A 19343-nucleotide genomic window follows, 5' to 3' on the forward strand; every position below is an offset into this window, starting at 1 on the left:
CGACATCCTAGACAGCGCGAACCCCCGGCTACGGGAGGCGCGGCGGGCGCGGGCTGCGAAGAGTCAGAAGTTCTCGATTCCGTACACCCGCTGGGCATTACGCCGGAAGATCTTCTCTATTGCCTTGTCGTCCGCACCGTGGTCGGCCAGTGCGGTCGCCACCGCGGTGACCGCGTTCGGGATGCTCGTAATCGGTTTGTCCACCGGGAAATTCGAGCCCCAGACCAACCGGTCGGCCCCGAATGCGTCGAGGGCGTGACCCAGCAGCGGCGCGACGCGATCGAGCAGCACGGGGACCGGTGTCGGCTCCCCGCGCAGCGGCACCGGATGCCCGAGGATCGGCATCATCAACCCGCTCACCTTGCTCACCACGTTCGAATGCGTTGCCAGCGCGGCGATATCGTCGCGCCAGCGCACGAACAACTCGCGCCGCTGTCCCGGATTGCGGCCGGTATCGCGGCCCACCGCACCGAAAATGCCTGCGGGCGTGCCCAGATGGTTGAGCACGATGGTGGTCTCCGGGTACCGCTCGGCCAGCGCGGCGACCTCGGCCAGCTGACCGGAGTACACCCACGCCTCGAATTCCAGCCCGCGCTCGGCCAGGGCGGCGAAACCGTCGAGGAAGGCCGGGGAGTTGACTGCGCCGGGCGAGGCGCACAGGGCGCGCACCGCGGAATCCGGATGGAATTCGATGCGGGTGCGAATCCCCCGGAAACCGGGCGAGGCCGCGAGATGCGCGTCCAGCAGTTCCGCGAAGCCGGGTGCGGCCGGATCCGCCGCGCCGACGATCGCGCCGAGCGCCGGAGTGTCCACGCCGAAGGGGAGACTCGCGACCCACTGCGTCTCCGCGGCCAGCCCCAGCGGTCCGCTCGGCGTCCACTCCGCCTCGATGTGCACGACGGCCTCGACCGGGACGTCCCCGGCATCGGCGCGGTAGTCGCGGGGGAGATAGGGCCGCACGAACGGCGCTGGGTCGCCGACGAATTCGCGCTCCCGGCGCGGCGCCAGCCGCTTGGCCAGGTCGAGGGGGACGGGCACGGCGCGGAACAGCTTGGCCAGCCGACTGAAGGTGCGCGGCGTGGTCAGCGGATCCCACTGGTGAATGTGCGCGTCCACCACGGTCGTTCCCGTCAGGTCCATGAGGTCCCTTCCGTCTGGGTCAGCCTGTCCCGGATTCTGTCACGCGGGCGGGAAGGCGACCAGGGAATCGGACATCACCGGCAGGTCGCGGGCGGCTCAGACATTTCGCCGATATTGGCCGCCCACAGTGAAGAAGGTGTCGGTGATCTGCTGCAGGGTGCACACCCGCGCCGCATCCATCAGGACGTCGAAGACGTTCTCATCGCCGGCAGCCGCCGCTGCCAGCTCGGCCAGCGCCACCGGCGCTTCCTCTCGATGCCGCTGCGTGAACTCCCGCACCCGCTCCAGCTGCGACTGCTTCTCCGCCTCGGTGCCGCGCGCCAGCTCCAGCACCCGATGCTCCGCCTCGTGCGGATTGCGGAAGGTGTTGACGCCGATGATCGGCAGGCTGCCGTCGTGCTTGCGGCGCTCGTACAGCATGGACTCGTCCTGGATGCGCCCACGCTGATAGCCGGTCTCCATCGCGCCCAGCACCCCGCCGCGCTCACTGATCCGCTCGAACTCGCGCAGCACCGCCTCCTCCACCAGATCGGTGAGTTCGTCGATGACGAAACTGCCCTGCAGCGGATTCTCGTTCATCGCCAGGCCCCACTCCCGATTGATGATGAGCTGGATCGCCAGCGCCCGGCGCACCGACTCCTCGGTGGGCGTGGTCACCGCCTCGTCGTAGGCATTGGTGTGCAAGCTGTTGCAGTTGTCGTAGATGGCGATCAGCGCTTGCAAGGTGGTGCGAATGTCGTTGAAGCTCATCTCCTGTGCGTGCAGCGACCGCCCGGAGGTCTGCACGTGATACTTCAGCTTCTGCGACCGCTCGCCCGCGCCGTACCGATCCCGCATGGCCACGGCCCAGATCCGCCGCGCCACCCGGCCGATCACCGAATACTCGGCATCCATGCCATTGGAGAAGAAGAACGAGAGATTCGGCGCGAAATCGTCGATGCGCATCCCGCGCGCCAGATACGCCTCCACATAGGTGAATCCGTTGGCCAGCGTGAACGCCAGCTGGCTGATCGGGTTCGCTCCGGCCTCGGCGATGTGATAACCGGAGATCGACACCGAATAGAAGTTGCGAACGCTGTTGCGCACGAACCATTCCTGGATATCGGCCATCATGCGCAGGCTGAATTCGGTGGAGAAGATGCAGGTGTTCTGGCCCTGATCCTCCTTGAGGATGTCGGCCTGCACGGTCCCGCGCACGGTGGCCAGGGTCTTCGCCCGCAGCTCGGCCGTCTCCGCCGCATCGGCCTCGCGCCCGTTGTCCTCCGAGAACTGTTGCAGCGCTTGGTCGATGGCGGCGTTCAGGTAGTAGGCCAGAATCGTCGGTGCGGGACCGTTGATGGTCATCGACACCGAGGTGCTCGGGGCGTCCAGGTCGAAGCCGTCGTAGAGCGCCTTCATATCGTCGAGCGTCGCGATGGAGACGCCGGAGGTGCCGACCTTGCCGTAGATATCGGGCCGCTCCGCCGGATCGTGGCCGTAGAGCGTCACCGAATCGAATGCGGTCGAAAGTCGTTTGGCGTCGGAGTGTTCCGACAGCACCTTGAATCGCCGATTGGTGCGGAAGGCGTCACCTTCCCCGGCGAACATGCGGGCCGGATCCTCGTTGTCGCGTTTGAACGGGAAGACACCGGCGGTGAACGGGAAATAGCCCGGCAGATTCTCGGCGCGCAGGAAGCGCAGCAGCTCCCCGTGATCGGTGAACCTCGGCAGCGCCACCCGCGGAATCCAGCTGCCGGACAGCGTCTCCCGCCGCAGCGTGGTCCGCAACTCCCGGTCTCGCACTCGGACCACCTGCTCGTCACCTCGATAGGACTCCGCGAGCTCGGGCCACCGCGCCAACAGCGCCGTATTCTCCGCAGCCAGCTCCGCCCGTGCCCCCTCGAGCAGCGCGGCCACCGCCGCGCCATCTCCGGTCGAGGTCGTATTCGGGCGCAGCTCGTCCAGTACCTGATCGAGCCGCTGAACACGTTGTGCGACAAGCGATTGTGCTGCTGTGGCCGCGTGGTAGTCCCGCACCGTCTCGGCGATCTCGGCCAGATAGCGCACCCGCGCGGGCGGAATCACCTGTGCGAATCGGGTCGAGGCCCGGGTGTCCACATGCGGCAGCACCCCCTCCTGCACCGGCAGCCCGGACGCGGCTAGCAGCTCCCGCAGGTGCTGGTAGAGCGCGGTCACCCCGTCGTCGTTGAAAGTGGCCGCGCTGGTGCCGAATACCGGCATGTCCTCCGGCATGGCGTGGAAGTCCTCGCGATTGCGCACCAGCTGCCGCGACACGTCCCGCAGCGCGTCCTGCGCTCCGCGCCGCTCGAACTTGTTGATGGCCACCACATCCGCGTAATCGAGCATGTCGATCTTCTCGAGCTGCGACGCCGCGCCGAACTCCGGCGTCATCACGTACAGCGCCACGTCCACATGCTCGGCGATCGCCGCGTCGCCCTGCCCGATGCCGGGCGTCTCCAGGATCACCAGATCGAAACCCGCTGCCTTGCAGGCGATCACCATGCCGTCGATGTCATTGGGCACCTCACGTCCGCCCCGGGTGGCCAGTGACCGGAAGTACACCCGCTCCCCGTCCAGGGCGTTCATCCGGATCCGGTCGCCCAGCAGCGCGCCGCCGCCGCGCCGCCGCGTGGGATCCACCGCCAGGATCGCCACCCGCAGCTTGTCCTGCTGATCGGTGCGCAGTCGCCGCACCAGTTCGTCTGTGAGAGAGGACTTTCCGGAGCCACCGGTGCCGGTGATGCCGAGCACCGGAACGTGCCTGGCCGCCGCCGCGTCCGCGAGCGCCTTCGCATCGGCCTCGGGCAGCGTGCCCTGCTGTAGACAGGTCAGCGTCCGGGCCAGTGCCGCCCGATCACCGCTGAGCACCGCGTCGATGGCCGGGGGTGTCACCGACAGGTCCACATCGCAGGCCGCGATCAGCTGATTGATCATGCCCGGCAACCCGAGTCGCTGCCCGTCCTCGGGCGAGAAGATGGTGATCCCGGCGGCCGCGAGCCGTTCGATCTCCTCGGGGATGATCACCCCGCCGCCCCCGCCGAAGATCTTCACGTGCCCGGCCCCGGCCTCCTGCAGTGCCTTGGCCAGGTATTCGAAGTATTCGATGTGCCCGCCCTGATACGAGCTGACCGCGACGCCCTGCACGTCCTCGGTCACGGCCGCGTCGACCACCTCGCGCACGGCCCGGTTGTGCCCCAGATGCACCACCTCGGCACCCTGCGATTGGAGGATTCTGCGCATGATGTTGATGGCCGCGTCATGGCCGTCGAACAGCGCCGCGGCGGTCACGAATCGCACCGGGTTGACCGGGACATGCAGATCGGACATGGGCAGTCCTTCGCGCGAGGATTCAGTTGATGGCCCAATAGTAGGACGTCAAAGCAACTCTAGAGTGATTTCCCGCACATAGCCAGAGTCGCGGGCATGGTGTTGTGGGCTATCGCACAGTCATTAGTTGGATGTCCAACTATAGGATCGCCACAGACCGCGCTCTTGCGGAGATCGGCGACAGAGAACAGGACTGGCATGGTTCGCGAACTCACCCACTTCATCGGCGGCAAGCACGTCACCGGCACTTCCGGCAACTTCGGGGATGTGTACAACCCGAGCACCGGGCAGGTGCAGGCGCGGGTGCCGCTGGCGAGCCAGGCAGAGGTCGAAGCCGTCATCGCGAACGCCGCCGAGGCGCAGCTCGGCTGGGCCGCCACCAACCCGCAGAAGCGGGCCCGGGTGCTGATGAAGTTCCTGACCCTGGTGCAGGACGACATGGACTCGCTCGCCGCGCTGCTGTCCGCCGAGCACGGCAAGACCATCCCCGACGCCAAGGGCGACATCCAGCGCGGCCTCGAGGTCATCGAATTCGCGGTCGGCATCCCGCATCTGCTCAAGGGTGAGTACACCGAGAGCGCGGGCACCGGCATCGACGTGTACTCCATGCGGCAGCCGCTCGGCGTGGTCGCGGGCATCACGCCCTTCAACTTCCCGGCCATGATCCCGCTGTGGAAGGCCGGACCGGCCATCGCGTGCGGAAACGCCTTCGTGCTCAAGCCTTCCGAGCGCGACCCCTCGGTGCCGCTGCGGCTGGCCGAACTGTTCCTCGAGGCCGGACTGCCCGCGGGCATCTTCAACGTGGTCAACGGCGACAAGGTGGCCGTCGACACGCTGCTGAACGACGAGCGCATCAAGGCCGTCGGCTTCGTCGGCTCCACCCCGATCGCGCAGTACATCTACGAGACCGCCACCGCCAACGGCAAACGCGCACAGTGCTTCGGCGGTGCCAAGAACCACGCCATCGTGATGCCGGACGCCGACCTCGACGATGTCGCCGACCAGCTCATCGGCGCGGGCTACGGCTCGGCCGGTGAACGCTGCATGGCCCTCTCGGTCGCGGTGTCGGTCGGCGAGGAGACGGCGGATCGCTTGCGCGCCAAGCTGATCGAGCGCATCGAGAAGCTCAATGTCGGCCTCTCCGACGATCCGGGGGCGGACTTCGGCCCGCTGGTCGGCCGCGACGGCGTGGACCGGGTGAACAACTACGTGCAGATCGGCGTCGACGAGGGCGCGGAACTCGTCGTCGACGGCCGCGGACTCGTCGTCGCGGGCGGCGAGGACGGATTCTTCGCGGGCGCAACGCTTTTCGACCGGGTCACCCCGGAGATGCGCATCTACAAGGAAGAGATCTTCGGCCCCGTGCTGGCACTGGTGCGCGCCGAGAACTACGAGGAAGCGCTGCGGCTGCCCAACGAGCACGAATACGGCAACGGCGTCGCCATCTTCACCCGCGACGGCGACACCGCGCGAGACTTCGCCGCCCGCGTGCAGGTCGGCATGGTCGGCATCAACGTGCCCATCCCGGTGCCGATCGCCTACCACACCTTCGGCGGCTGGAAGCGGTCCGGCTTCGGCGACCTCAACCAGCACGGACCGGACTCGATCCGCTTCTACACCAAGACCAAGACGGTGACCCAGCGCTGGCCCTCCGGACTCAAGGAGAGCAACGCGTTCGTCATCCCGACCATGGACTGACGTGATGTTCGTACTCGATGAGGACGAGAAGGCGATCGTCGAGACCGCCCGCTCCTTCGCCGACGAACTGCTCGCGCCCAACGCCCTGGAATGGGATGAGCGCAAGCACTTCCCGGTCGATGTGCTGCGCAAGGCCGGCTCGCTCGGCCTGGGCGGCATCTACGTGCGCGAAGACGTGGGCGGCTCGGAGCTGCGACGGCTGGACGCCGTGCGCATCTTCGAGCAGCTGTCCACCGGCTGCCCGGCCATCGCCGCCTACATCTCCATCCACAACATGGCGACCTGGATGATCGACAGTTACGGCGATGCGGCACAGCGCAATCGGTGGCTGCCGGGCCTGACCTCGATGGACCTGCTGGCGTCCTACGCGCTCACCGAGCCGGCCGTCGGCTCCGACGCGGCGGCGTTGAGCACCAAGGCCGTTCGCGACGGCGACGACTACCTGCTCACCGGCGTCAAGCAATTCATCTCCGGTGCGGGCAGCACCGACGTGTACGTGATCATGGCGCGCACCGGAACCGAAGGGGCACGCGGGATCTCGGCGTTCATCGTGCCCGCCGACACCCCCGGGCTGTCGTTCGGCGCGAACGAACGCAAGATGGGCTGGAACGCGCAGCCCACCCGGCAGGTCATCCTCGATGGTGCCCGGGTGCCCGCCGCCAACCTGCTCGGCAACGAGGGTGACGGCTTCCGGATCGCCATGAACGGGCTCAACGGCGGACGGCTGAATATCGCCGCCTGCTCGCTGGGCGGGGCGCAGTCCGCCCTCGACCGCACCGTCTCGTATCTGGCGCAGCGCAAGGCCTTCGGGGCGCGGCTGCTCGACAACCAGGCCCTGCAATTCGAGCTCGCCGACATGCGCACCTCCCTGGAGGCCGCGCGCACCCTGCTGTGGCGGGCCGCGGGCGCGCTCGACGCCGACGCCGCCGACAAGGTCGAACTGTGCGCCATGGCCAAACGGTTCGCCACCGACGCCGGATTCGAGGTGGCCAACAAGGCGCTGCAGCTACACGGTGGCTACGGTTACCTGGCCGAATACGGCATCGAGAAGATCGTCCGGGACCTGCGGGTGCATCAGATTCTCGAGGGAACCAACGAAATCATGCGGGTGGTCGTCGCCCGCTCGGTGGTAGGAGCAGCATGAGCGAGACCGTCAACGCACCCGAGACTGTCAGCGCACCCGAGCCGGAAGTGCTGGTCGACAAGCGCGACGGGCTCGGCCTGATCACGCTCAACCGGCCGCGCGCCATCAACGCGCTCAACCATCCGATGGCGCTCACCATCCTCGACACCCTGCGCGCCTGGGCTGACGACGACGAGGTGCGCACCGTGGTGCTCACCGGCGCGGGCGAACGCGGGCTGTGCGCGGGCGGCGACATCGTCGCCATCCACAACGATGCCAAGCATGCTGTCGCGCAGGGTGATTCGCCCGCCGTGGCCGCCGACTCGCCGAGTGGGAAGTTCTGGCGCGACGAGTACATCCTCAACGCGCTCATCGGCCGCTACCCCAAGCCCTACGTCGCCATCATGGACGGCATCGTGATGGGCGGCGGCGTCGGCCTGTCCGGGCACGCCTCGCACCGGGTGGTCACCGAACGCTCCATGGTCGGCATGCCCGAGACCGGCATCGGCTTCATCCCCGACGTGGGCGGCACCTACCTGCTGGCGCACGCGCCCGGCGAGATCGGCACCCACATCGCACTCACCACCGCGCGGATGTCGGTCGGTGACGCCATCGCCGCCGGATTCGCCGACTACTTCGTGCCCGCCGAACACCTGCCGGCGCTGCTGGAAGCCCTGCGGGACAACGAGGCCGATGTCGCCATCCGCAAATTCGCCCAGCCCGCACCGGTTTCCGAATTCGTCGCCCAGCGCGACTGGATCGACGGCTGCTACAGCGCCGACACCGTCGAGGAGATCGTGCACCGCCTCGAGATCGACGGCCGCCCCGAAGCCGCCAAGGCCGCCCGGGACGTGCTGTCGAAATCGCCGGTGGCACTGAAGGTCACGCTGCGCTCACTGCGCGGCGCGCGCACCGCCCCGCATCTGGAAGAGGCGCTGAACTCCGAATACCGGGTCTCGGCCGCCTCCCTCAACACCCACGATCTGGTCGAGGGCATTCGCGCCCAGGTCGTCGACAAGGACCGCAACCCGCAGTGGTCGCCCGCCACCCTGGCCGACGTCACCGCCGCCGACGTGGACGCCTACTTCGGCGGCCTCGGCGATCGCGAATTGGGTTTGGCCGCACCTAAGGACGAGCAGTGAGCACTCCCGTGAAAAAGACAGTCGCATTCCTGGGCCTCGGGCACATGGGCGGACCGATGGCCGCCAACCTGGTGAAAGCCGGATACCCGGTGCTGGCCTACGACCCCGTGCCCGCCGCGCAGGACCAGGCCCGCACCGACGGCGCGACCGTGGTCACCACCGCGGTCGAGGCCGTGGCCGCCGCCGACCTCGTCATCACCATGCTGCCCAACGGCCGCATCGTGCTCGACCTCTACGGCGACATCCTGCCCGCCGCCAAGCCGGGCACCCTGTTCGTCGACTGCTCCACCATCGACGTCGCCGACGCCAAGCAGGCCGCGGAACTCGCTGTGGCAGCGGGACATCGGGCCCTCGACGCCCCCGTCTCCGGTGGTGTCGCGGGCGCGGCGGCGGGCACCCTCACCTTCATGGCGGGCGGCGCGGACGCCGACTTCGCCGACGCGCTGCCGCTGCTGGAAGTCATGGGCGGCAAGGTCGTTCATTGCGGCGGGGCCGGAGTCGGGCAGGCCGCCAAGATCTGCAACAACATGCTGCTGGGCATTTCGATGATCGGCCTCTCGGAAGCCTTTGTGCTGGGCGAGAAGCTGGGGCTCACCCATGACAAATTCTTCGACGTGGTGTCCACCGCGTCGGGGCAGTCGTGGGCGCTCACCTCGTATTGCCCTGTGCCGGGACCGGTTCCGACCAGCCCCGCCAACAACGACTACCAGCCGGGCTTCGCCACCGCGCTCATGAACAAGGACCTCGGGCTCGCGGCCAGCGCTCTGCAGGCCAACGGGGTCGACGGGCAGATCGGTCTGCTCGCCGCCGAGATCTACCGCCGGTTCAACCAGGACGAAGCAGGCAAGGACTTCTCGGCTATCGTCACCGATATCCGCAAGCGATCCGAAGGGGAGACGGCGTGACCGACTTCGAGACCATTCTGCTGGAGCGTAAGGGGCGCGTCGCGCTCATCACGCTCAACCGGCCGAAGGCCCTCAATGCGCTCAACTCACAGGTCCTGACCGACATCACCGCCGCCCTCGACGAACTCGAGCACGACAACGGGATCGGCGCGGTCGTGCTGACCGGGTCCGAGCGGGCCTTCGCGGCCGGCGCGGACATCAAGGAGATGCAGAGCAAGTCCTACATGGACATGTTCCTCACCGACCACTTCGGTGGCTGGGACCGGCTCGTCGCCTTCCGCAAGCCCGTCATCGCCGCGGTCGCCGGTTACGCCCTCGGCGGCGGCTGCGAACTCGCCATGATGTGCGACATCCTGCTCGCCGCCGACACCGCCAAGTTCGGGCAGCCGGAAATCAAGCTCGGCGTCATCCCCGGCATGGGCGGCTCGCAGCGCCTCACCCGCGCCGTCGGCAAGGCCAAGGCCATGGACCTCATCCTCACCGGCCGCAATATGGACGCCGAGGAAGCCGAACGCGCGGGCCTGGTCTCGCGCATCGTGCCCGCCGCCGAGCTGGTCGCCACCGCCCTCGAGGTGGCCGAAACCATTGCCTCGCTGTCGCTGCCCGCGGTGATGATCGCCAAGGAAGCCGTCGACCGCGCCTTCGAGACCACCCTCACCGAGGGCCTGCGCTTCGAACGCCGCGTCTTCCACTCGCTGTTCGCCACCGAGGACCAGAAGGAAGGCATGGCCGCCTTCGTCGAGAAGCGGCCCGCCAACTTCACCAATAGGTAAACGCACCAGGCGCTTCCGTGCCCCGCTGCCGAACGGTAGCGGGGCACGCGGCTTTTCGGCGCAGGTGTCAGCTGTGCTTGGGGGGACCCACGACTTCGACGGTCGGGGGCTTGCCGTCGGTGTGGTCGGAATCGCGATTCATGGCCAGCGCGCCGACGATGGTGCCGCTCAGGGTGGCGGTAACCGCCACTGCGGCAACCAGTTTGCGGCGCGAGACCGAGGAATTCGAGGGCTCGTGCGAGATGCCCGCCGAGGTGAGATGCACGCTGCGAATACTGCGGGCCGACGGCCGCTCGGCCGCGAGCAGGACCGCGCCGCGGGTGGAGACGAATTCGGGCTCGGGATCGTAGATCAGCGGGATGGCCAACTGCTGCTCGAGCTCATCGCGAATGGCCTTGTTGCGGGTACAGCCACCCAATAGGGCGATGCCGGTCGGGTTGATGCCGGTCTCGCCGATCATGTGCCGGACGAACGACGCCGAATGGTGGATGCCCGCCTCCACCAGCTCCGCGAAATCACTGCGGGTGACCACCGTGCGCTGACCGGTGATCGGATCACACACCGCCAGTACCCGTTCGGAGGTCAGCGCCTCCTTCTGACGTCGGGTGGCGGCCAGGTCCACGGTCACGCCGCCGCGGGTCAGCAGCCAGCGTAGTAGCGCGTCGTGACCGTCGCCGCCCAGCACGGTGCTGCGCCGAGTGGCCAGGACGGCATCCGTGCGGCAGTCGATCTGGGTCAGGGTGAGCCCCGACGCGCCCAGGTCGTAGAGCAGCACCGAACCCTCGGTGGGGAGCCTGCCGGTGAATCGGAGATATCTGAGCTGTGCGACCGGCTCGTCGATGACGGTGAGGCGATTGCGCCCGGCCGTGGTCCGCACGGCCTCCGCGTGCGTGGCACAGCGGCAGGTCACGGCGATGCCGGTGATGAATTCGTCCCGCTCGGCCGCGGATCGGCGCATCAGGCGGATGGCCTCGAACACCGCGTCCTCCATGCGGCCGCCGCCCGCGCGCCGCAGTACCTTGCAGCGGTCGATCGGGGGGAGGTGTGGCTGGTCGGAATGGGTGAGCATGGCGCGCGCGCCAGCAGCGCCCGCCGACACCCCGAGGACCAGCACCATGGCCTCAATGGTGAACCTTTTGCCAGCCGAATCCAAGACTATGACGCAGGAAATTGGCTACCAGGATGCTGGACGGTTACTGACCGGCCCATCTGGTGGCCGAGCTACCCGGATCGAAGTCACCGGCGGTCTGCCGGAACTCTGCCAGCAATTGCAACAGCAGATGCAGTCTTTCCGGCGGCAGGCCCGCATTGGCGAAGACCTGCCGGTTCAGCGCGATGGTGGCCTCGGCAACGGAATCTCTTCCGGCATCGGTGATTTCGATCAGGGTCGCTCGGCGGTCACTGGGATGTGGCACCCGCTTCACCAGCTGGGCCGCCTCGAGCCGATCGACGGTGTTGGTGACACTGGTCGGATGCACCTGCAGGCGGGCACTGGCCACGGCCATCGGCAGGGCGCCGGTCTTGCTGAAGTTCAGCAGCATCAGTAACTCGTAGCGCGAAAAGGTCAAACCGGACGGACGCAGTGCCTCGTCGACCCGCGCCATCACGATCTGCTGCGCCCGGACCAGGGATGTCACCGCGGCCATCCCGTCGGCGACCTCACCCCAGCCGTGCTCGGTCCACTGGCGATGCGCCTCCTCGATCGGATCGAGCGGCAGGGGGCGGGGCCGAGACATGCCCCCGATCATCGCATGTTCAGGCGCAACGGAAGCGGAAGGTCGCCACCGCGGTCACACCCTGCACCGAGGTGACCTGCTGGGTGGCATCACCATCGAGCGCACAACCGACCGGGGCACTGACCTTCACCGCATAGCAGCCGGGCGCGCCGTTGTAGAGCGCCGCACCGTCGTTGCCGGTGGTCAGCGTCGCGACACTGGCACCGCCCGCGCACGGCGACACATCGGTCGCGACACCCGCCATCGGGAACTGCTCGGGACCGTAGACGGCCTGCACCTTCACCGCCGGATCCGTCGGACCCTCCGCGGCGGCCAACGGGGACACGGCAGCGGCGACAGCGAGCAGGGACAGGATGAACAACGGACGGCGCACCGGATCTCCTTCAGGTCGAACAGAGGCGAATTCGCCTCCGCGCCAATATAGGTGTTCGGCACCGGGACCCGGTCACAACGACACCCGATTGCCGTAGTCTGCGGACCGAAACCCGCCCGAGGCGAAGGATCTTGATGGCATTGCAGCGCCGCACACCCCTGACCATCGGTATCGGCGTCGCGGCCGTCGTCCTCGTGGGCGGCGGCATCGCCACCGCGGTCACGTTGAACGACAAGGGTTCCGCGCCCAGCGACAACCAGCGCGTCGAGACCGCGGTCCGGGATTTCTACGCCGCGCTCTCCGACGGCGCGGCGGCCGCGGCCGGCAAGACCTGCGCGGGCGACCGCGCACAGTACGACGCGCTGCCCGCCAACCAGAAGCAGGCCATGGAACAGGGCAAGATCACCCTGCGAGTCGATTCGGTCGAGGGCATCGCCATCACCGGCGAGCGCGCCACCGCGGTCACCCTCGGCACCCTCAGCATGCCCGGCACCCCGGACAGCAAACGGTCCGCCAACGAACACCTGCGCAAGGAAGACGGCCAATGGAAGGTCTGCTCCACCGACGCGAAGTAGCCGGATCATGAGCTGCTGCGGCCCCAACCGGCGGCAACTGCTCACCCTGCTCGCCGCCGCTGCCGCGCTACCGGTACTCGGCACGAATACGGCTCGGGCACAGCCGGATTCGCTTTCGGTCACCGATCTCGAGGTGGTCACCGTCACCGACGGATCGGCCGTGCTCACCTGGACCACCTACGGGAACGACGGCAGCGGCAACCCGGTTCCGGTCGACACCGACAGCGAGGTCTGGCTCGGCCCCGCCGACGGCTCCGGACTGCGGCAGGTCTTCGGCGACAGCACCCCGACCGCCTACCACTACGCCGAGATCATCGGCCTCGATCCCGGGCGCGCCTACCGCTTCGAGGCCCGCTCCCGCGGCATCGCGGCCACCCCCGCCCTGAATGTGGCCACCCGCCTGCCGAATACGCCCGAAGCGCTCGGCGTCCTCACCACCCTGGTCCCGCCGCCGGGCCGCCTGCTGCGAACCATCGCGCTGTGCAACGACATTCACTTCGGCGAGGAGATCAGCGGGCTGATCGCCGCCGGACTGCCACCCGGCCTCCGCCAGGAAGCCGGTCTCCCACCGTATCCCGAGGTCATGCTGAGCGCGCTGCTCGACGACATGCACCGGCCCGACCGAGCCGTCGACCACCTGCTGCTGGCCGGTGACCTCTCGGCGGAGGCCACCCCCGAACAGGTCCGCGGCGTCCACTCGCGTCTCGCGGGGTGGGGGAGTGCGGGGCGAGACTGGTTCGCCGCCAGGGGAAATCACGATCGCCCGCACCTCGGCGACGACTACGCGAGCTGCACGCCCTACCTCGACCACCACGACTGTTGGGGCGACTACTTCAGCGCCAGACAGCAATTGGCGCAGTACGAGGTCGGCGAACTGCGCCTGATCGCCATGGACACCACCGCTCTCGACATCGCGGGCGGCACCCTGGACCGCCCACAGCTCGATCAGTTCCGCGACCTCTGCGCGGCCGACCCCGACCGTCCCACCCTGGTTTTCGGCCACCACCCGGTCACCACCGAATCGGGGCTGACCAACCTGGCCGGGCCGAGCTTCATCCTCGACGCCGCCGATGCCGCTGAGCTGCAATCGATCTACGCGTCCACACCCGGCGTCTTCCTGCACCACAGCGGCCACACCCACCGCAATCGCCGCACCCGCCCCGACCTGCCGATCCCCGTCGAATTCGTGGAAGTCGCGGCCACCAAGGAATATCCGGGCGGCTACAGCCTGCTGCGGCTATACGAGGGCGGCTACATGCTCAACTTCTACAAGACCCGCACCGACGACGCGCGCCGCTGGAGCACCCGCTCGCGCGGCGAATACTACGGACTGCTGCCCGAATACACGCTCGGCACCACCGCCGACCGCAATCACACCGTGCTGCGCGACCTGAGCGGACTCACCACGGTCTGAAGACCCGAAACGAACGATGCCCCCCGCCGTGGCGGCGGAGGGCATCCATTGGAGCGAGCGACGGGACTCGAACCCGTGTGAACAGCTTTGCAGACTGACGCCTCACCACTCGGCCACACCCGCATGAACCAACAACACCGATGATGGCCGGTCCCGATGATCTCCGACAGTGTTGCGATCAGCGTGATTCTGGCCCTGGCCACGGGTGTAACAGCACTCACTTCTCAGAATTCGCACATAACTCAGCTGTTAACCTCGGCAACGGATAGCTGCTCGTTATTGCTGTAACGCGAATCGCGTCGCGCATCACCCAGGAAGGTGACGAGATGGGCGCGAAGTTCGCGTTGGCTGCACCCCCGGGTACGTTCGCCGCCCCGGAACTCCGAAGGTACGCACGCCCGATCGAGGCCGTCGCGGGCCTGATCGGCGCACTGGTCGCGGGCCTGCTGCTGATGGCGCCCCTCGATCTCGGCGGCAGCTCCGACGTCCCGGTCTACCAACTCGACCTCATGGTGCTCAACGTGCCGCGCGCCGCCGCCGCGGGCGCGGCCTTCGCGGTGGTGTCCGCGGCCCTGGTCTCCGCACTCGGACGGCGCAGCGCCTGGGTGGCCTCCTTCGGCAGCCTGGCGGTCCTGCTCGCCGACCACCTCTGGAACCGCGACGTCGCCACCGAAGGCACCCTCACCACCGTCAACTACATCGACTCCATGTTCAGCGGCATCCTGATGGGCGCGCTCGCGGTGGCCGTGTTCGGGCGGCCGCTGGCCACCAACTGCTACCTGGTCGGCGCGCTGGCCGGGATCCTCATCGGCGACCAGACCGCACTGCCGGGTTCCGGCGGCGGCAACCCGCTGACCTCCTGGGCCTCCGACAGCACGCCGCCGGTGTGGCTGATGCTGCTGGCCGGACTGGCCCTCGCCCTCGCGACCGCCGCGCAGCGGGCCGAACCGGCCGGCGAGGAGGAGAACACCGATATCGCCATCGGCCCGATCCTGGCGGCGCTGGTGCTGGTCACCTCGACCGCAGTCTCGACCGACTGGCTGGTCCGGCACGGCGGGACCCCCACCCAGATCGGGGTCGCCGCGGCCATCACCATCACCGCGGCCGTGGTCGCCGCACTGTTGCTGCCCGGCCGCGACGGCATCCTGGTGTTGCTGACCGTGGCGGTGGCCAATGCGGGCAGCGCCATCATCGCGGTGCCGCGGCCGGAATGGACCGCGCCGTTCCCGATCATCGCGGTCGTGCTGGGTCTGATCCTCGGTCGTCGCGCGCCCTCGGTCTGGGTCGCCGCCGCCGCGACCGCCGGACTGTCGATCTTCGCGGCCTGCTCCGCCACCACGGCTCACTCCACGGCGGTGATCCCGGTGCTCGGTATCACGTTGACCGCGTTGATCATCGGCTACTGCTTCGGCTCGGCGATACCGGAACAGGCGGGCAGCGCCGTGGTCGCGATGGCCGTGCTGATCGTGCCGTGCCTGATCGTGGCGATGCGCGGCAGCAGCTTCGGCCGGGTCGCGTATTCCCCACGCTGGTACCGGGATCCGCAGGGCGTCACCTCGGCGGCGCCCGGCTGGATGGCGCTGGTCATCACCGCGGGCTGCGCGGCCGGAATGCTACTGCTGTGGCGAATCCGGCCCGCCCGCAACGACTATCGGCCGAAACGGGCGTTGACCCAGGCCAGCGCGTCCGCGTAGGACGCGTCCAGTACGCCGCGGTGATCCGCGCCCGGATAGGTGCGGTACTCCACCGGCTGACCGGTCGCCCGCTGCTGCACCACCATGGCATCGGTGGCCGGGGCCGGGACGGTGGTGTCGGCGCGGCCCTGCAGCACCAGCACCGGCTGCCGGAAAGTCAGTGCGCTGGGGTCGTTCTCGTTGAGCACCCGGACCAGGGCCGAGATATCGCCGCCGGGGGCGAAGACGTCCGCCGCGTTCAGTCCGCCCCACGAATCCTGCTGCCGCAGTTGGCCGATGCAGCCGATGTCACCCCGCTCCAGCATGGATTGGGCACGCGGGGTGAGGAATCGGGCCGGATCGACCTCGCCGACGGTCTGAGCACCGCGAATGATCAACGGCAGGAACGAGACCGCGCCGCCGGTGAGCGGCGCGAGCGCGCTCGCCACCCCGGCCGTGGTGGCCACCTGCGAGGCCTGCAGCCCCACCCCCTGATGGGAAGCGGGAGCCAGCGCCACCGCGCCCAGCAGTTGCAGCTCCGGCGCCCACTGCTGGGCCTGCGCGGCCGTGAACACCGCGGCCTGACCACCCTGTGAATGCCCGATCGTCACCCAGCGCGAGCCGATCTCCGGATCGATCTGCCGTGCGGCCCTTGCCATATCGGTGACGGCCCGCTGCTCGGCGCCGCCGATCAGATACCCGTGCGGCCCGGGCGTGCCGAGGCCCTGATAGTCGGTCTGCGCGACCGCGTATCCGGCCGCGATCCACCGCTCCTGGTGGTGGCGCACCAGTTCGGTGTAGTCGTGGGCCGGGAAATCGGGGGAGGTGTCGTGCGAGGGGGCGCAGACGTCCGCGACGCCGGTGGTGCCGTGCGCCCACGAGATCAGCGGCCAGCCGCCGGGCGGCGGCGCACCGTCGGGCACCGCGAGGGTCCCCGAGACCGCGACCGGATCGCCCTGCATGTCGACCGAGCGATACAGCACCAGGTAGTTGCGGGCCCCGGCCAATCCGGGATCGCCTGAGAGCGGCCGCAATTGGATGACCGAGCCGTGCGGACCGGGCACCCGGTCCGGGGCGGCGGTGTAGAAGGTCAGTTCGGCGAGCTCGTCGGGAACGACCGGTGTGGCTGCCGCCGAACCGATCCCGCTCATCGAGGCCAGCAGTACCGTGGCCAGGCCTATGGGAACCCGGCCCACGCTGCGTCGCGGCGGGCGTTCGGCGCGGACCTGCTGGTTCTCCGACACCTCTAGAACATACCGGTCCGTTGTCCTCGCGCCCGGTAAGCCAAGGTCGTTCCCGCGCTGCGGAACCCGGGGCGGTAGCACCCGGAAGAAAAAAGTGACCGCGGTGTCAGGTTGCCTCCTGCACAACCTGACACCGCGGTGCACTGCGCAATACCTTTCCCGACATCTCACCGATCGGCGAGCCCAACCGCGCACGATGGCACGATAAGTCAGTCGGTGTACCGCATCCGCCAGCTCTCAAACCCGCGAGATCGGCTGGGCCGCAACGAAAAAGACCCCGACCGGCGAACTGCTGGTCAGGGTCTGTCTTTTCGGTGCCCTCGGCAGGATTCGAACCTGCGGCCTTCTGCTCCGGAGGCAGACGCTCTATCCCCTGAGCTACGAGGGCGGGGATGGTCCCGCCCGGTCTCCCGGTCGGGCGGGGAAAGCGTATCGCATAGCGTGCGCTGCGCCAAAAAACCGGGAGGACCGGGTGTTTCTCAGTTCATCGGGAGCGGAGAAACCTTGCGCTCGGCCAGCATCTGGGTCATCAGATCGGCCTCGCTCTTCTGGGTGGTGGCCATGGTCGCGGCCAGGGTCCGGACCACATCGGTATCGGCCTGCTGGGCGGCGTACTCGATCATCGGCATACCGCCCTGATGATGCCGCAGCATCAACTGCAGGAACATGGTGTCCAGCGCCGCGCCGGTGGCCTGACCCAGCGCCGCCATCTCCTGATCCGAGGCCATGCCGGGCATGGTCGCCACCGCACCCGAATGCTCGGCGGTGCCGCTGTGGTGATGGCTGGACATGTCGGTCATCCAGCCCATGTAGCCGTCCGGCGAGAGCTGCGGCTTGTCCCACTGCTGCAGCCAACCCTGCATGCGCCCGGCCTGATTGGCCTGCGTGGTGAGGATGTCGTAGGCCAGCCGCTTCACCGCCGGATCGGCCGCACCGGCCAGCTCGAGGCTCGACATCTGCACCGCCTGGGTGTGATGCACCGACATGTCCTGGGAGAAGCCGACATCCACCGCGCCCGGCGCCTGTGGGCCGTGATGCATGGCATTGCTCACCAGCAGGCCCGCCATGAACCCGACCAGCAGCACCCCGACCACCGCGAGGATGCCCAGCAGCTGCCGCTGGCTGCGGCGAGGTTGCTGGACCGGTTCGGCGGTGGGCTCGGGCTCGGAGCCGCGGTCGGGTACGTCGGACACGAACGGCGGCATTACTGGGTCGGAGCCGGCTGATCCGGCTGCGTCGGGCCGTCGGTCGGCGCGGGGATGGCCGGAATGCCGCCGGGCAGGCTCGGGCTGTCACCGGGCGCGCCCGGGGTGCCGCCGGGTAGACCGGAGAGTCCGGACAGGCCGCTGGGCAGGCCGGGGATGCCGCCCGCGGGCATGCCGCCGCCGGGATTCAGCTCGCTCGAGTCCTGTTGCAGGCCCTTGCCGTCCATCGGGATGGCGTCGGGTCCGGGCGGAGTCGGATCGAAGGCAGGCGGGTTGTTCACGTCGAAGGTCGGGTTCGCGCAGTCCGCGCCGACCTCGGGGTAGACCTTGTTCGGGTTCAGGCGCAGGGAGCGGATGAACTCGTCGATGCGCTTGTCGGTCGGGCTGGTCAGCTTCAGCTGATGACCCCAGGACTGTAGCGAGACCGGGCTGTCCAGGCCGGGATACGGCGACATCAGGGAGTAGGGCTGGCCCTTGACCTTCGAAGCCAGCGCGTCCACGCCCGCCTTGTCGACCTTGTCCGGGTTGTAGGCGATCCAGATCGCGCCGTGCTCGAGCGAATGCACCGCGTTCTCGGTGCGAATCGCCTTCGGGTACACCACACCGGTGCACACCGCCCACGAGGCGTCGTGCGGGCCACCGAACGGCGGCGACTGGTCGTAGTTGACCCGCTGCGTGGCCGTGACGTGCAGACCCGCCGCGTAATCCTTCTTCACCACACCCGAGATCTGATCCGAGGGATCCGGCTTCTGCGCGGTCGGGGTGTACTTGTCGTGCTCCTGCTTGTCCGCGATCTTCGGTACCAGCACCCAGGCGATACCGCCGATCAGGGCGATGATGCAGACCACGGCTCCGATGGTCATCCAGGGAATCTGGCGCTTACCGCCCAGACCGCCACCGCCGCTCCTGCGCGACGGAGCTGATTTGCCCGCGGCCTTGATGGCCTTGGCCGACTTGGCACTGGTCCTACTCGGCATCGTTTTGGTGCTCTTTTCGACGTGTCGGACAATCAAAC

16 protein-coding genes and 2 tRNA genes are annotated in these 19343 nt (G+C 68.3%); 8 read left to right on the top strand and 10 right to left on the bottom strand.

Annotated elements, in window-relative coordinates; genetic code table 11:
• Positions 1-63 precede the first annotated feature (63 nt).
• Together OG300_RS38380 and icmF are read right to left on the bottom strand one after the other, a co-directional pair.
• Positions 64-1140 (bottom strand): amidohydrolase family protein, encoded by a 1077-nt coding sequence (locus OG300_RS38380; protein ID WP_405489712.1) that lies wholly within the window; start codon positions 1138-1140, stop codon positions 64-66.
• A 96-nt stretch (positions 1141-1236) separates the two neighbouring features.
• The gene (icmF, locus tag OG300_RS38385; RefSeq protein WP_405489714.1) at positions 1237-4467 is read right to left on the bottom strand and encodes a fused isobutyryl-CoA mutase/GTPase IcmF; all 3231 of its coding nucleotides are present in this window, start codon (positions 4465-4467) and stop codon (positions 1237-1239) included.
• Between the two features lie 198 nt (positions 4468-4665).
• On the opposite strand from icmF, the gene OG300_RS38390 reads away from it, so the two are divergent.
• Genes OG300_RS38390 through OG300_RS38410 form a run of 5 tightly spaced genes read left to right on the top strand, consistent with a single transcriptional unit; the run spans position 4666 to position 10108 of the window.
• Positions 4666-6165, top strand: coding sequence for a CoA-acylating methylmalonate-semialdehyde dehydrogenase (locus tag OG300_RS38390; protein WP_405489716.1), 1500 nt, complete (start codon positions 4666-4668; stop codon positions 6163-6165).
• A gap of 4 nt (positions 6166-6169) precedes the next feature.
• A complete protein-coding gene (locus tag OG300_RS38395; RefSeq protein WP_405489718.1) occupies positions 6170-7309 on the top strand; it encodes an acyl-CoA dehydrogenase family protein in 1140 nt (379 codons plus the stop codon).
• Positions 7306-8430, top strand: a complete 1125-nt coding sequence (locus OG300_RS38400; protein WP_405489720.1) for an enoyl-CoA hydratase/isomerase family protein — start codon at positions 7306-7308, stop codon at positions 8428-8430. The genes OG300_RS38395 and OG300_RS38400 overlap by 4 nt, the downstream gene beginning before the upstream one ends.
• Complete coding sequence (gene mmsB, locus OG300_RS38405; RefSeq protein WP_405489722.1) at positions 8427-9335, top strand: 3-hydroxyisobutyrate dehydrogenase; 909 nt, start codon at positions 8427-8429, stop codon at positions 9333-9335. Before OG300_RS38400 ends, mmsB begins: the two co-directional genes overlap by 4 nt.
• Positions 9332-10108, top strand: a complete 777-nt coding sequence (locus OG300_RS38410) for an enoyl-CoA hydratase (RefSeq protein WP_405489724.1) — start codon at positions 9332-9334, stop codon at positions 10106-10108. Before mmsB ends, OG300_RS38410 begins: the two co-directional genes overlap by 4 nt.
• Positions 10109-10175: 67 nt before the next feature.
• Here OG300_RS38410 and OG300_RS38415 read toward each other — a convergent pair whose 3' ends face one another.
• From OG300_RS38415 to OG300_RS38425, 3 genes are all read right to left on the bottom strand, one after another.
• A complete protein-coding gene (locus tag OG300_RS38415) occupies positions 10176-11225 on the bottom strand; it encodes a hypothetical protein (RefSeq protein WP_405489726.1) in 1050 nt (349 codons plus the stop codon).
• 76 nt (positions 11226-11301) lie between these two features.
• On the bottom strand, positions 11302-11844 hold the full coding sequence (locus tag OG300_RS38420) for a MarR family winged helix-turn-helix transcriptional regulator (RefSeq protein WP_405489728.1): 543 nt from the start codon (positions 11842-11844) through the stop codon (positions 11302-11304).
• 19 nt (positions 11845-11863) lie between these two features.
• Positions 11864-12217, bottom strand: a complete 354-nt coding sequence (locus OG300_RS38425; RefSeq protein WP_405489730.1) for a hypothetical protein — start codon at positions 12215-12217, stop codon at positions 11864-11866.
• A gap of 134 nt (positions 12218-12351) precedes the next feature.
• On the opposite strand from OG300_RS38425, the gene OG300_RS38430 reads away from it, so the two are divergent.
• Both OG300_RS38430 and OG300_RS38435 read left to right on the top strand, forming a co-directional pair.
• Entirely contained in the window at positions 12352-12792 is a 441-nt protein-coding gene (locus OG300_RS38430) for a hypothetical protein (RefSeq protein ID WP_405489732.1), read from the top strand.
• A gap of 7 nt (positions 12793-12799) precedes the next feature.
• Entirely contained in the window at positions 12800-14206 is a 1407-nt protein-coding gene (locus OG300_RS38435) for a metallophosphoesterase family protein (RefSeq protein WP_405489734.1), read from the top strand.
• A gap of 49 nt (positions 14207-14255) precedes the next feature.
• Here the strand turns inward: OG300_RS38435 and OG300_RS38440 are convergent.
• A tRNA-Cys gene (locus OG300_RS38440) sits at positions 14256-14329 on the bottom strand.
• A gap of 203 nt (positions 14330-14532) precedes the next feature.
• Here OG300_RS38440 and OG300_RS38445 point away from each other — a divergent pair.
• Positions 14533-15900 (top strand): hypothetical protein, encoded by a 1368-nt coding sequence (locus OG300_RS38445; RefSeq protein WP_405489736.1) that lies wholly within the window; start codon positions 14533-14535, stop codon positions 15898-15900.
• On the opposite strand, the gene OG300_RS38450 is transcribed toward OG300_RS38445, so the two are convergent.
• The 4 genes from OG300_RS38450 to OG300_RS38465 form a co-directional block, all read right to left on the bottom strand.
• Complete coding sequence (locus OG300_RS38450) at positions 15855-17123, bottom strand: lipase family protein (RefSeq protein WP_405489738.1); 1269 nt, start codon at positions 17121-17123, stop codon at positions 15855-15857. The genes OG300_RS38445 and OG300_RS38450 overlap by 46 nt on opposite strands.
• 315 nt (positions 17124-17438) lie before the next feature.
• Positions 17439-17511, bottom strand: a tRNA-Arg gene (locus OG300_RS38455).
• Positions 17512-17602: 91 nt separating this feature from the next.
• On the bottom strand, positions 17603-18316 hold the full coding sequence (locus OG300_RS38460; RefSeq protein ID WP_405489740.1) for a DUF305 domain-containing protein: 714 nt from the start codon (positions 18314-18316) through the stop codon (positions 17603-17605).
• Positions 18317-18327: 11 nt separating this feature from the next.
• Positions 18328-19305, bottom strand: coding sequence for a DUF3105 domain-containing protein (locus OG300_RS38465; RefSeq protein WP_405489742.1), 978 nt, complete (start codon positions 19303-19305; stop codon positions 18328-18330).
• Positions 19306-19343: the final 38 nt, after the last annotated feature.

Origin of the sequence: Nocardia sp. NBC_00511 (genome assembly GCF_045161165.1) — a bacterium.
GTDB lineage: Bacteria > Actinomycetota > Actinomycetes > Mycobacteriales > Mycobacteriaceae > Nocardia.

Coding starts and splice junctions, on each gene's coding strand:
- OG300_RS38435 (WP_405489734.1), top strand. CDS start 12,800: ATGAGCTGCTGCGGCCCCAACCGGCGGCAACTGCTCACCCTGCTCGCC.
- OG300_RS38420 (WP_405489728.1), bottom strand. CDS start 11,844: ATGTCTCGGCCCCGCCCCCTGCCGCTCGATCCGATCGAGGAGGCGCAT.
- OG300_RS38430 (WP_405489732.1), top strand. CDS start 12,352: ATGGCATTGCAGCGCCGCACACCCCTGACCATCGGTATCGGCGTCGCG.
- OG300_RS38380 (WP_405489712.1), bottom strand. CDS start 1,140: ATGGACCTGACGGGAACGACCGTGGTGGACGCGCACATTCACCAGTGG.
- OG300_RS38390 (WP_405489716.1), top strand. CDS start 4,666: ATGGTTCGCGAACTCACCCACTTCATCGGCGGCAAGCACGTCACCGGC.
- OG300_RS38415 (WP_405489726.1), bottom strand. CDS start 11,225: ATGGTGCTGGTCCTCGGGGTGTCGGCGGGCGCTGCTGGCGCGCGCGCC.
- OG300_RS38400 (WP_405489720.1), top strand. CDS start 7,306: ATGAGCGAGACCGTCAACGCACCCGAGACTGTCAGCGCACCCGAGCCG.
- icmF (WP_405489714.1), bottom strand. CDS start 4,467: ATGTCCGATCTGCATGTCCCGGTCAACCCGGTGCGATTCGTGACCGCC.
- OG300_RS38445 (WP_405489736.1), top strand. CDS start 14,533: ATGGGCGCGAAGTTCGCGTTGGCTGCACCCCCGGGTACGTTCGCCGCC.
- OG300_RS38465 (WP_405489742.1), bottom strand. CDS start 19,305: ATGCCGAGTAGGACCAGTGCCAAGTCGGCCAAGGCCATCAAGGCCGCG.
- OG300_RS38395 (WP_405489718.1), top strand. CDS start 6,170: ATGTTCGTACTCGATGAGGACGAGAAGGCGATCGTCGAGACCGCCCGC.